Source organism: Pedobacter sp. UC225_65, from assembly GCF_042698365.1.
Taxonomy (GTDB): Bacteria; Bacteroidota; Bacteroidia; order Sphingobacteriales; family Sphingobacteriaceae; genus Pedobacter.
In genome coordinates this window covers 4,257,201-4,270,239 of sequence record NZ_CP170550.1, presented here as the reverse complement: position 1 = coordinate 4,270,239, position 13,039 = coordinate 4,257,201, and the positions used below count along the sequence as shown (strand labels likewise).

12 protein-coding genes and 2 pseudogenes are annotated in these 13,039 nt (G+C 38.2%); 3 read left to right on the top strand and 11 right to left on the bottom strand.

Annotation, left to right across the window (positions count from 1 at the left end; translation table 11 throughout):
* Positions 1–29: 29 nt before the first annotated feature.
* The 11 genes and pseudogenes from ACFJIZ_RS22465 to ubiE all read right to left on the bottom strand — a co-directional run bounded on the left by ACFJIZ_RS22465 (position 30) and on the right by ubiE (position 9,403).
* Complete coding sequence (locus ACFJIZ_RS22465) at positions 30–935, bottom strand: BamA/TamA family outer membrane protein (RefSeq protein ID WP_379089359.1); 906 nt, start codon at positions 933–935, stop codon at positions 30–32.
* The gene (locus ACFJIZ_RS22460; RefSeq protein ID WP_379089356.1) at positions 901–2,340 is read right to left on the bottom strand and encodes an outer membrane protein assembly factor; all 1,440 of its coding nucleotides are present in this window, start codon (positions 2,338–2,340) and stop codon (positions 901–903) included. Before ACFJIZ_RS22460 ends, ACFJIZ_RS22465 begins: the two co-directional genes overlap by 35 nt.
* A 290-nt stretch (positions 2,341–2,630) precedes the next feature.
* Positions 2,631–3,371, bottom strand: coding sequence for an isoprenyl transferase (locus ACFJIZ_RS22455; RefSeq protein WP_379089353.1), 741 nt, complete (start codon positions 3,369–3,371; stop codon positions 2,631–2,633).
* Between the two features lie 116 nt (positions 3,372–3,487).
* On the bottom strand, positions 3,488–4,189 hold the full coding sequence (locus ACFJIZ_RS22450; protein ID WP_379089350.1) for a DUF6089 family protein: 702 nt from the start codon (positions 4,187–4,189) through the stop codon (positions 3,488–3,490).
* A 1-nt stretch (position 4,190) separates the two neighbouring features.
* On the bottom strand, positions 4,191–5,072 hold the full coding sequence (locus ACFJIZ_RS22445; RefSeq protein WP_379089348.1) for an NAD kinase: 882 nt from the start codon (positions 5,070–5,072) through the stop codon (positions 4,191–4,193).
* Positions 5,073–5,343: 271 nt separating this feature from the next.
* Positions 5,344–5,739, bottom strand: coding sequence for a CBS domain-containing protein (locus ACFJIZ_RS22440; protein ID WP_379089346.1), 396 nt, complete (start codon positions 5,737–5,739; stop codon positions 5,344–5,346).
* Positions 5,740–6,504, bottom strand: a complete 765-nt coding sequence (locus ACFJIZ_RS22435) for an alpha/beta fold hydrolase (RefSeq protein ID WP_379089343.1) — start codon at positions 6,502–6,504, stop codon at positions 5,740–5,742.
* A 112-nt stretch (positions 6,505–6,616) separates the two neighbouring features.
* Positions 6,617–7,064 (bottom strand): annotated as a pseudogene (locus ACFJIZ_RS22430) (GatB/YqeY domain-containing protein).
* Positions 7,065–7,143: 79 nt separating this feature from the next.
* Entirely contained in the window at positions 7,144–7,902 is a 759-nt protein-coding gene (locus tag ACFJIZ_RS22425; RefSeq protein WP_379089341.1) for an SDR family NAD(P)-dependent oxidoreductase, read from the bottom strand.
* Positions 7,903–7,951: 49 nt separating this feature from the next.
* On the bottom strand, positions 7,952–8,677 hold the full coding sequence (locus ACFJIZ_RS22420) for an outer membrane beta-barrel protein (RefSeq protein WP_379089339.1): 726 nt from the start codon (positions 8,675–8,677) through the stop codon (positions 7,952–7,954).
* Positions 8,674–9,403: pseudogene (ubiE, locus tag ACFJIZ_RS22415) on the bottom strand (bifunctional demethylmenaquinone methyltransferase/2-methoxy-6-polyprenyl-1,4-benzoquinol methylase UbiE). Before ubiE ends, ACFJIZ_RS22420 begins: the two are co-directional and overlap by 4 nt.
* Positions 9,404–9,647: 244 nt before the next feature.
* On the opposite strand from ubiE, the gene yihA reads away from it, so the two are divergent.
* The 3 genes from yihA to ACFJIZ_RS22400 are packed head-to-tail and all read left to right on the top strand — an operon-like array spanning position 9,648 to position 12,918.
* Positions 9,648–10,283, top strand: a complete 636-nt coding sequence (yihA, locus tag ACFJIZ_RS22410; RefSeq protein WP_379089336.1) for a ribosome biogenesis GTP-binding protein YihA/YsxC — start codon at positions 9,648–9,650, stop codon at positions 10,281–10,283.
* 51 nt (positions 10,284–10,334) lie between these two features.
* Positions 10,335–11,198: a UbiA-like polyprenyltransferase gene (locus tag ACFJIZ_RS22405; RefSeq protein WP_379089333.1), complete on the top strand. Its 864-nt coding sequence runs from the start codon at positions 10,335–10,337 to the stop codon at positions 11,196–11,198.
* Positions 11,199–11,202: 4 nt separating this feature from the next.
* A complete protein-coding gene (locus ACFJIZ_RS22400; protein ID WP_379089331.1) occupies positions 11,203–12,918 on the top strand; it encodes a M3 family oligoendopeptidase in 1,716 nt (571 codons plus the stop codon).
* Positions 12,919–13,039: the final 121 nt, after the last annotated feature.

The window sequence follows — 13,039 nt, the reverse complement described above, 5'->3', positions numbered from 1 at the left end:
GACCTGACCTTGTTTTTAATACAGCAAAATTAATTAAATCCACCCAATTGTTGTGCAATACTAAAGTGGAACTGACCTTTGTTGGCGTCAGGAATACCTGGTATCTTATCAAATCCGTAACCATAATCAATTCCCAACAATCCAAATATCGGTAAAAATATCTTTGCTCCAATACCTAATGAACGTCTTACGTTGAATGGATTGTAATCGCTAAACTTATTCCAAGTATTACCACCCTCGGCAAAAGCAGTTACAAAGGCTGTTGCTTGTTGTGAGTTGATTACCGGATATCTTAACTCCATTACATATTTGGTAAAGATCGGGCTACCAGAAGTTTGTGCATTGTTAATGTTGGCACCTACCGGAACAACCGAGTTGTTAGAATAACCACGCATGGCGATCAATTCTGAACCTTGTAAGAAATCAAATCCTTGCATACCATCTCCCCCTAATTTAAAACGCTCAAAGGCTGATTGGCCTACGGCACTGTTATACGAGCCTAAGAAACCAAATTGCGCTTGCGCTTTTAAAACCAATTTACCTGTTATGGTTTGGAACCATTGCGATTCAAATTTCCATTTATGGTACTCAGTAAACTTATAACGTTGTTTATCTGAAGCTATTGCATAGTTTACATTATTCAACAACGAATAAGGAGGTGTAGCCTGTATCGTAAACTTGATATAAGAACCACCAGTTGGGAAAATGTTATGGTTTCTTGAATCCCTTGCAATTTCTTGGGTCAAGTTTAAGTTGTACGATGTACCAGTACTGAACAGATATCCTCTGTAGTTATTCAAGATGTATTGGTTCAAGTTAATAGTATGTACCAAAGAGAACCAGTTGTCTGGCCATTTCAGTTTTCTACCTAAGCTAAATGAAACACCATTTAAACGAATCTTATAAGCATTGGGAGTCTGCAGATGGTAGCGCATTAGATTGCAATGAAGTAAATGCACTTACCCCAAAACTTACTGGTTTTTTACCTCCAAACCATGGTTCAGAGAAAGAGAAACTATAAGATTGATAATATTTACCATTCGTCTGTCCACGTAAACTTAATTTCTGTCCATCACCTTTTGGAAGTGGCTTATAGGCATTGCCATTAAATATATTTCTTAATGAGAAGTTATTAAAGGTTAGACCCAATGTACCAATTACACGGCCACCACCAAAACCACCCGACAATTCAATCTGATCTGAAGGTTTTTCTTCTACATGATATTCGATATCCACAGTACCATCAGCTACGTTAGGCTTAGGAATAGGGTTGGTTTTCGATTCATCAAAATTTCCTAATTGTCCAATCTCACGTACACTTCTAACTAGATCCGCTTTAGAGAATTTTTCTCCCGGTTTAGTACGGATTTCACGCAATACAACCCTATCATTGGTAATTGTGTTACCGATGATGCTGATTTTGTTGTTGGTATATTGTGGGCCTTCGTAGATACGCATCTCAATATCTACAGTATCGTTATGGATCTTGGTCTGTACAGGATCAATATTGAATGTTAAGTAACCATCATTCAGGTATAGACTTGATACATCACTACCGTCTGCACTTCCACGTAGCTTGGCTTCTAATTTTTCTTCACTAAAGATCTGGCCTTTTTCTATCCCAAAAATCTTTTCTAAGGTTGGTGTGCCGTATTTTGCATTTCCAACCCAACTGATGTTACCAAAGTAATATTTAGGGCCTTCGTGTATATTTATTTTAATGCCAATGGCCTTGTCGCTATATTGATAAATGCTATCTTTTAATATTGCTGCATCTCTATAGCCCTTCTCCTGCATTTTGGCGATCAGCTTTACTTTATCTTCTTCGTACTTTTCCTTGCTAAACTTACCACTACCAAAAACCTTATAAAATGCTTGTTGTTTGGTCTTTTTAAGGTATTTTCTCAGTTTTGCTGATTTAAAGTCCTTATTTCCTTCAAAATTGATTTCGTGTACTTTTACACGTTTGCCCTTGTTGACATTAACTTGTAAAATAACACTGTTTTCTGCATTAGGATCTGGTTTTGATACATACTCGATTTTGGTAAAGAAATATCCTTTATCCAACATGTATTTTTTAACAATCGCACTAGTGGTATTGTAAAGGTTATCGTTTACAATTGTCTTCCCTGCTTTATCAGCAAGCTTTTCGCTGATATCAGTTTTTTGAGATTTACCAACGCCAAGGATTTCAAAAGCCGTTAATCGCGGACGTTCTACTACCTCAATATCAAAAAACACGCTATCACCTACAATTCTATCTACGTTTAATCGTACGTCATCAAACAAGCCTTGTGCCCAAAGATTTTTGATTGCACTTGCAGTTACTTCTCCAGGCAAAGTTACGCGCTCACCTTTGATCAGTTTAGATAAGATGATGATCGTTTCTTTATCAAGGTATTTGGTACCTGTTAATGTTGTTCCACCAATTACATATTCTTTTGGACTAAAATAATCAAGGTCTAAGCCATTTACTTTTAAGCTTGCAGCAGCAGGCTGTGGACGATCTGAGCTATTGCTGGTAAACCCATCAATAGCAGAAATATAAGTTGGTATATTCTTTTCATTTACAATTTAAAAAACGTTGCTAAGTTAATTTAAACACCTGTTAAAAAGTGTTAAAAGTAAAATTAGTTCAGTTGTTCACTAATTTTTCCAAAGCGACGTTCGCGTTTTTGATAATCTACAATGGCTTCAAAAAGATCTTCTCTTCTAAAGTCTGGCCATAAGGTTTCGGTAAAATACAATTCGGTATAAGCAATTTGCCATAACAGGAAGTTGCTTACTCTATGCTCGCCACTTGTGCGGATCATTAACTCTGGATCTGGCATTTGAGCAGTTGTTAATTGGGAAGCAAAAATATCTTCATTGATCTCTTCTAAAGTTATTTTCTGCTCTTGTACTTGTTGGGCCAGTCTTTTGGCGGCTTCCAATATTTCCCATTTGGCACTATAACTTAAGGCCAATGTTAAGGTACATTTGGTATTCTTACTTGTGATGTCCATCACATTGGCCAAATCATCAATACATTTCTGTGGCAATGATTTTAAATCGCCAATGGCGTTCAATCTTACGTTATTTTTATTAAGTGTTTCGGCTTCTTGATTAATGGTCGAAATCAACAATTCCATTAAAGCATTCACTTCTTCGATAGGTCTGTTCCAATTTTCGGTAGAAAAAGCATAAACGGTCAGGTATTTTATCCCAATATCTACACAGCCTTCTACAATATCTTTTACAGAAAGCACACCACTCTCATGACCGAAAACCCGAAATTTACCTTGATTTTTTGCCCATCTACCATTGCCATCCATAATGATCGCAATATGCTCTGGTAAGCGTGTGGTGTCTATTTGTTCTTTAAATCCCATTAATATTTAAGTAATGCTCTAAAAAGTAAAGCATTTTTGGCTCACAAAGGTATAAGATATCCCAATACTTACAAACATGTATGTATCTCTTTTTCTAAAATCGCCTCTTTGGGTACCTACTTTTGTAGGATCTTGTGAGGATCTGATAAAAAATAACTATAAGCTGCCTGATTAGGTGGATCGCCTTTCCAGGAGTTTGCTGCCGGATAAACCCCACTCACATCATCTAAATGATCTGTAAACGCAGTGCGGTAACCAATCTTAGAAAATAAGGTCAGGTTTTCTGTCAACCTGTATTTTGCGCCAGCCCCATAAGGAACGGTGATGGCGTAATTTTTATATTGTTCTAGCGGGCCCTCTGTTCTATAAATCCTCAGGGTTGCATCTCCTCCCCCATAATTTGCCTTTGGATTAAATATAAATCCACCAATACCTGCAAAAATAAATGGTGTAAATCTTTTTTTGGCAACAGGCGAGTAGATATCAAAGAAATTCAGCTCCGTAAGTATCGAGATTTCGTGAAGATTGGATTTAAAATTCAGTCCTCTTTTTCTCAGATCAGCATTGGAAGAACTTAGGTCATTGGCTTTAACGCTACCATATGTATAGTATAAACCCAGACCCCAATAAGGATCAAAATTTATTTTGGCAAATATACCTGCAGAAATCCCACTGATCTTTAAAGGGTTGTTTACATTTAGGTCTCCCATATATCCAGCGCCTCCCGCATCAATACCTACTTCGGCCCTTTGGGCAGAAACAGTTGAAAGCAAGCCAAAAAAGAAAAGAAGGGATAAGACTAGTTTTTTGTATCGCATTTTAATAGTTACGGGTATCTATGCCCCAAAGTAATTTATTCCTTAACGTAGTTAAATAACTTTCATTGTTAAGGCGAAGCAGATTAACATTAAAATTTGCTTTGTTGATATTGATCTTAACTGATCGATCAACGGTTTCCGTCCTAGAATCACAAGAAACCAAGAACTTGGTACTTCTGGCCTCAATTTCGAAAGTGAGCTTCACATCATCTGGAACAATGATCGGTCTCACATTCAAATTATGGGGTGCAATTGGTGTGATCACAAAGTTCTGTGCATTTGGCAAGATGATCGGACCACCACAACTTAAGGAATAAGCCGTAGAACCCGTTGGGGTAGCGATGATCAACCCATCAGCCCAGTAAGAGTTGATGAACTCTCCATTCATATAGGCATGGATCATGATCATCGCCGAGTTGTCTCTTCTGTGGATGGTGATATCGTTCAGTGCAAAGTTTTCATCGCCAAATAACGAATTCTGAGATTCGAAATTCAGGATACTTCTTTTATCTAATGAATATGCTCCTTTTACCAAGGCTTCGATCGCAGTATTGATTTCGTTCTTGTTGATACTGGCCAAAAAGCCCAATCGTCCAAAATTGATCCCTATTACCGGAATTTGAGAATCACGAATCAATGATAAGGTATCCAATAAAGTGCCATCACCACCTAAGCTCAAGAGCACGTCTACTTCGGTCAGTAATTCTGCATGTGTAGAAAACGTAGTGATATTTGCAGGAAGCTTGACCTTGGCTTTGATAAAATTATAAAACTTAAGATAGACCAAGACCGTAACTTGTTGTTTGGCCAATGCATCGAACACTTCTTGTACAAAGGGCAAAACACTATCATTAAAATCTCTACCGTAGATTGCTATTCTCATGTAGGTATTATACGTTTAGATAGTTCATGAAAGAATTAAATCGATCTGCTGAACCATCATCGTTTTGTGAATTGTTAAAAACAGCTTTGACTTCGTAACTATAGCGTTCAAAAGAAGCGATAATACTTGATAATTCTGTTTTATTTATCTTTAAGGTAACTTCCAGTTTGGTAGAATCGGCAAATGAACTTACATAGGACGAGAGTACTGGGCATTGTCTGCCTCTACGATCTGCGCCATGTGTGCCAAAGAGTTGTTTCTATTGCTGATCTTAAAACAATATCCCACCTGGCTCTTTCAGGGCATACATGTCTGCAGTATAGGCTAAAAGATTATGGATAGAAACTACACCCAGGTAATTCTTATTCATATCTAAAACAGGCACCAATGAGAGTTGCAATTGATTAAAAAGACGCACCACATCGTAAATATGGGCATTTTCAAAAACAAATGGATTTAAGATCGATAAGGATAAACTTCCAATTGGAGTAGCCTGGTCTCTTATTTCAATCAATTCATCTTCAGCCACCAGACCTAAAAACTGGGCCTCATTTACAATGGGCAAATGGTAAAGTTTAAACTCACTCATCCTTTCCAAAGCTTTCTGTACCGTATCAGAAGTCTTTAGCGTTGGAATTATATTGGATATGAGTTCTCCTGCTAGCATCTATTTAAGTAAAATCCTATTTAAAAATTTGTCAAGGTATTCGTTAAATTCTGTCGGTCTCTCCATCATCGGTGCATGCCCGCATTTATCTACCCAATTCAATTCTGAATTTGGCAAAAGCTCATGAAACTCAACAGCAACATCTGGAGGTGTAATTTTGTCTTGTTTACCCCAGATCAAAGAAACTGGAATAGTAATCCTTGAAAGCTCTTTGTTCATGTTATGACGGATGGCAGATTTTGCAAGCGCTAAAATGCGGATCACCCTTGAGCGGTCGTTAACAGATTTGAACACCTCATCCACCAACTCTTTTGTTGCCGTTGCTGGATCATAAAATGTAAATTCAACCTTTTCCCTAATGTAGTCGTAACTCTCTCTTCTTGGAAATGACCCTCCGAAAGCGTTTTCATATAGGCCAGAACTACCTGTTAATACCAATGCTTTTACAAACTCCTGATGTGCAACCGTAAAAACCAAGCCTACATGGCCTCCTAATGAATTTCCGACCAAAACCGCCTGATTTAGCTTTTTGAACTTCATAAAGCGGTGTATGTATTTAGATAAGCTTTTTACACCCAGCGTAAGGATAGGCAATTCGTAGATTGGCAATATAGGCACTACCACGTGATAATTGGCCTTAAAATGATCAAGTACTGGTTCCCAGTTACTTAGCTCGCCCATTAATCCATGAAGTAATATTAGCGTTTCACCTTGGCCCGCCTCTATGAATTTAAACCCCTCTTCTTCAATTACTTCGTATTCCATATATGGTATTAATTGTATAGTAAGTGCTACTAAGTTAATAGAGTAAAATTAAATTACGGTAAATAATCTAAATATTTTTCCAAAAAAGTACATTACTAATGCAACAACAGATTTAAGCCAATTGTGATTTTACAATCTCGCCAATCAATTTTCCATCAGCTTTTCCGGCCAGTTCTTTGTTGGCCAAACCCATTACCTTACCCATTTCTTTCACACTAGTGGCCCCAGATTCGGCAATGATCTTAGCTACAACCTGTTCAATGGCAGCTTTATCTAGCTGTTGAGGTAAAAATTGACTGATTACATCTATTTCCTCTTGCTCTACATTATATAAATCTTCGCGACCTTGTTCTTTATAGATGGTTGCAGATTCTTTACGTTGTTTTACCAGTTTCTGAAGGATTTTGATCTTCTGCTTCTTCACTGATATCTTCTGCATGTCCTTTTTCGGTTTTTGCCAGCAGCAAGGCTGCTTTAATTGCTCTTAAACCTCTTAGTTTAGCCTGATCTTTGGCCAACATGGCTTGTTTTATCTCTTGATCTATTGTATTTGCTATCATCTTCTTTTTTTGTTTAATCGGTTAATCGTTTGAACTGGTTAATTGCACTTGACAATTTTTCTATTTAAACAGTTAACTGTTAGTCTCTTTTTACTGTTGTTGCGGTGGCTTGTGCAGTTGGCATGATCAACATATCGTTGATGTTAACATGTGCCGGACGACTTACCGCAAACCAGATTGCTTCGGCGATGTCTTGTGCTACCAAAGGCTCAAAGCCATCATACACTTTTTTGGCCCTGCCTTCATCACCTTTAAAACGTACAATAGAAAACTCTGTTTCTACCATACCTGGATGTATACCTGTTACTTTTATCCCGTAAGGTAAAAGGTCGATGCGCATCCCTTGGTTCAATGCTTCAACCGCATGTTTCGTTGCACAATATACATTACCATTGGCATACACCTCTTTACCAGCAATAGAACCAATGTTAATGATATGGCCTTTCTTTTGCGCTACCATCCATCCACTCACCACTTTAGAAACATACAACAAACCTTTGATATTGGTATCGATCATGGTATCCCAATCGTCGGTATTTCCTTTATCTATTGGATCTAGGCCTTGGCTCAGTCCTGCATTATTGATCAGTACATCTACATTTTTCCATTGGGCGGGCAATGTTTCCAATACGTAGTTGATATTCTCCTTGTCCCTCACATCGGCTTGGATTTTTTTAACCTCTACCGCATATTTATCAGCCAAATGATGTGCTATTTTTTCTAAAAGGTTTTCCCTTCTACCAATTAAGATCAAGTTGTAACCTTGCTGGGCGAAAAGATGTGCACAAGCCTCACCTATACCTGAGCTTGCACCTGTAATTAATGCAATTTTAGCCATTTGTTAATTTATTTGATGTAACAAAGGTATAATTTTTTGAACGGGGAACTTACTCGAAAAATAAGCTGAAAGTAAAATGTCTGAGCTTTGCTTTTTCAATTGGTGTATCGAAAGCATTTCCGGCATGCTTAACTATATCTTTGAAAGAATAGGATAATTTAAATTCTGGAGACATCTTGAACCATTCGAAATAAAGGTCGAAACCAATACCTGCTTCATAGGATAAATAATTCCTGCTGTTTTTAAGGTTTTTTTGAAGTGCTGGCGCATCAAGGTCGTCTGTTTTCTTTTTAGAAGCCATGTCCATCGAATATTTCAGACCACCCAACATATAGGCCCTAAAGTTCATCAAACGATCTGATTTTACCTTTACGCCAAGTGGCAGCTCGACCATAGTTGCCTGAACCTTTTTCGAGATTGGCTCATCAGTTTCATAAGTATAATTTATCTTACGGTCGTTAAAAACCAATGTGGGTGTTAAACGCAGGTCGATGTTGCTGGTCATCCGTGTATTTACTACAAAACCGATACCGAAACCCGTAGAAACCGGTGATGAAACGGAGGTCAGGTTACTTGTAGATGGCAAATTATTATCTGGATTTGTAAACGGTGTTCTCCAATTTGCCGTTTTCAGGATTTTATACTCGGCAGCCACATATTGAAAGGTAAAACCAAAGTTCAGCTTTTCATCGTCATTGCCACCACCCCAGTTCTGGGCTTTTGTACTCCCAAAAACAAATAGCAGACCAATAAGGAGAGTCAGTTTTATCTTCATTTGATACCGGTATAAATGGCACTAATACCAAACGTTAAAGAACGGTGTTTGGTATTCTGATATCCAACTTTTTCCATTAGCTGGGTAAATGCTTGTCCATCGGGGAAAGCAATTACCGATTCATTTAAATAAGTATAAGCTCTTTTGTCTTTTGAAAACAATTTACCAAAAAACGGGGTCACATATTTAAAATAGAAATGATAAAGCTGTTTCACAGGAAAAACACGTGGTTTAGAAAACTCTAGGATTAACGATCTTTCCGCCAGGTTTTAAAACCCTTAACATATCTGACAATCCTTTTTCCAGATGTTCGTAGTTACGCACACCAAAAGCTACGGTGATGGCATCAAAAGTACTGTCCTCAAAGTTGAGACCTTCTGAATCGCCAAGTTGAACCGAAAACACATCTCCCAAGTTACGTTCCTTGATCTTTTTCTTGGCTACTTCCAACATCCCTTCAGAAATGTCTACACCAATTATTTTTTCGGGCTTAAGGATACTGATCGATTCAAAAGCGAAATCTCCGGTACCAGTTGCAACATCTAATATTGTTTTGGGTTGAATTGTGGCCAATTCTTTAATGGCCATACGACGCCAGATGATATCGATGCCCAAGGAAAGAAAGTGGTTTAAAAAATCATAAGTACCTGAAATGTTATTGAACATGGTAGTTACCTGTTCTTTCTTAGTTTCATTACCTGCGTAGGGAGTTATTTTTTGATTCATAATTCTTGGTCAAAGATAGAGAAAATGCACAACTGTTTAATTGGTAAATTGTTTAATTGTATGGGTAAACCGACAGAGAACTGTTATACCGTTGTAGGCAGATTCATTACAGTGCAGCTTAAATGGCGAAATTGGCTAGTTACTTCCATATCAAATCTAATTCTACTAACCAGTTCAATCAATTAAACAGTTAACCTTTAATACGCCAAACTATCTTCTCCAAACTTATTCTTACCTTTGTATCATGATCATAAAATCAGCCACGTTTGTTGTAAGCAACACTAAGGTTTCGGCTTTACCAGCACCCGATATGCCAGAATATGCCTTTATTGGCCGTTCTAATGTCGGAAAATCCTCCTTAATCAACATGTTGGTCAACCAACAAGGTTTAGCAAAAACATCGCAAAAGCCTGGAAAAACACAGTTGATCAACCATTTCCTGATCAATGAGAAATGGTATATCGTAGATCTACCTGGCTATGGTTATGCAAAGGTTTCTAAAAGCAGCAGAGAGAAATGGGAGAAATTCATCAGGAACTATCTTACCAAAAGAGAAAGCCTACAATGCGTTTTCGTATTGATAGACAGCCGTTTAGAACCTCAAAAAATAGACCTTGAATTTTGCTCGTGGTTGGGTGAATGTCAGATTCCTTTTGCCTTAGTGTATACCAAAGCTGATAAACAATCTGCACCTAAAACCGACCAGAATGTGGCCAAATTTAACAAAGCGCTATTGGGTTGGTTTGAAGAAGTACCTCCATTTTTTGTCACTTCGGCAGAAAAAGCGCAGGGCAGAGACCAAGTTCTACAATTTATCCACGAGGTAAATGAAGATTTTGTAATGCCAATTGTAGAGTCACAGTTTTCAAATCCAGGTTAATCATTAACACAACAATTTAGCAATAGACAATCAATTGTTTCAAATTTAAGCATGAAAAAATATTTTTCACTCGTATTATTTGCACACTCCATATTTGCAATGCCATTTGCCTTGATCGGCTTCTTTTTGGGTGTAACTACCACTCAAAATCCATTCCATTGGTATTTGCTGGTCTTGGTTATCCTTTGTATGGTGTTTGCCAGAAATGCCGCTATGGCTTTTAACCGTTACCTGGACAGAAATATAGATGCCAAAAATCCACGTACAGTAATGCGGGATATCCCTTCGGGCAAGGTTTCTGCAAGTGAGGCCTTAACCTTCGTCATTGTCAATTGCATATTGTTTGTGATCACCACTGCTTTTATCAACAACCTGTGCCTTTACCTATCACCAATTGCCTTGTTTGTAGTGCTGTTTTATAGCTATACCAAACGGTTTACCGCCTTATGCCACTTGGTTTTGGGACTAGGTTTGGCCCTTGCCCCAATTGGCGCCTACATCGCGGTAACAGGTGCTTTCAATATCGTTCCCTTATTTTATTCCTTTGCAGTTTTGTTTTGGGTAAGTGGCTTTGATATTATTTATGCCCTACAGGATGAAGGCTTTGACAGAGCAGAAAAACTACATTCGATCCCCGCAGCAATGGGTATCAAAAATGCTTTACGTTTATCAGTTGTACTCCATATATTTTCAGCTATATGCGTAATTATGCCTTTATTCTTTACCGAATTTAGTTGGGTATATTATATCGGCATTGCCTTTTTCTGTGCCATGCTTACCTATCAACACTTGTTGGTTAAGCCAACAGACATCAGCAAAGTGGATAGAGCCTTTGCTACCACCAACGGATTTGCCTCAGTTATATTTGCACTTTGCTTTTTAGTTGATGCCTTTTTAAGAACACATAATTTCTAAACCCATGAACAACCTCACCATTCATAAAAAACCAAGAACCTACATCCCACAAGACCTGAAAATGGAATGGGAAAGTCTAGCACCAATTTTGGACGAGCTACAAAATCGCAGCATCAATACTGTACAGGAACTGGAGCAATGGCTAAAAGACAAAAGCGAATTGGAAGCTGCGCTTGAAGAAGATTTTGCTTGGAGATACATTAAAATGAGCTGTGATACGGCAAATGAAGAACTGGTAAAGAATTTCCAATATTTTGCAACGGAAATTGAACCTAAGATTTCGCCAATCGCTAATGAACTGAATAAAAAGTTCAGCGAAAGTCCTTTCATCGACCAATTGGACCAAGCACAATATTTCGTTTATATCCGTGCAGTAAAAAAAGCCTTGGATCTTTATAGAGAAGAAAATATTGAGCTCTTTACCCAATTGCAGGTTACCCAACAGAAATACCAAGGTATTACCGGAGCCATGAGCGTAAAGATCAACGACCAAGAGTTTACTTTGGAGCAGGCCGCCAACTTTTTAAAGGATACCGACCGTAATGTTAGACAAAATGCATGGGAAACCATTCAACAACGTCGTTTAACTGCTAAGGATGAACTGAACATCTTGTTTGACGAATTGGTTGCCATGCGTCATAAAGTTGCTTTAAATGCTGGCTTTGAGAACTACCGCGATTACATGTTCCAAGCCTTAGGGCGTTTTGATTATACGCCAAAAGACTGTTACGATTTTGCCACGGCCATAGAAAAAGAAGTAGTGCCGGTATTAAGAGAACAAGCCGAAAAAAGACAGGCTGCTTTAGGTTTAACCACACTTAAACCTTGGGACATGGAAGTAAGCACCACAGGCAAAGCAGCGCTAAAACCATTTAACAATGGACAAGAACTGATTGACAAAAGTATTGAATGTTTTACAGCCATTGACCCTTCATTAGGTGAGAAATTGGCCATAATGAAAGCCAACAACCTTTTTGATGTAGAAAGCAGGATGGGTAAGGCACCAGGTGGATACAACTATCCTTTGGCAGAAACAGGTGCTCCTTTTATCTTTATGAACTCGGCCAATTCTTTAAGAGACCTTACTACAATGGTGCACGAAGGTGGCCATGCCATCCATACTTTTTTAACTGCCGACTTAACGTTAAATGATTTTAAGCACTGCCCTTCTGAAGTTGCAGAACTAGCTTCGATGAGTATGGAATTGATCTCTATGGACAACTGGGATGTTTATTTTGACAATGAAGAAGACCTGATCAGAGCTAAAAAAGAACAATTGGCAGATGTACTGAAAACCCTGCCTTGGGTAGCGGTGATCGACCAGTTTCAACATTGGATCTACACCAATCCAGACCATAATGCAGCAGACAGAGAAGCTGCCTTTAAACAGATTTATACCCGTTTTGGTGCTGGATTTGCAGATTGGACAGATTTTGAGCAACAATTTGGCAACCTTTGGCAAAAACAATTACACTTGTTCGAGGTACCTTTCTACTATATTGAATATGCCATTGCGCAACTGGGTGCAATTGCTGTTTGGAAAAACTACAAAGAAAATCCTAGTAAAGCTTTAGACCAATACCTGGCCGCCTTGGCTTTGGGCTATACCAAACCAATGAACGAGATCTATGAAACCGCCGGGATCAAGTTCGACTTCAGTGCGGCATATATCAAAGAGTTGGCCGATTTTGTAAAAGACGAGCTCAATAAATTAGATTAAGTTTTCATTAAAAACTACCTATTAAAAGGAAAATCTAAGAGATAGGTTTCCCTTTTCTTTTAGGACCGAGCCTACAAGTTCAGATTTTCTTCAGAATTAAAATCTAATTTCGCACATTCGT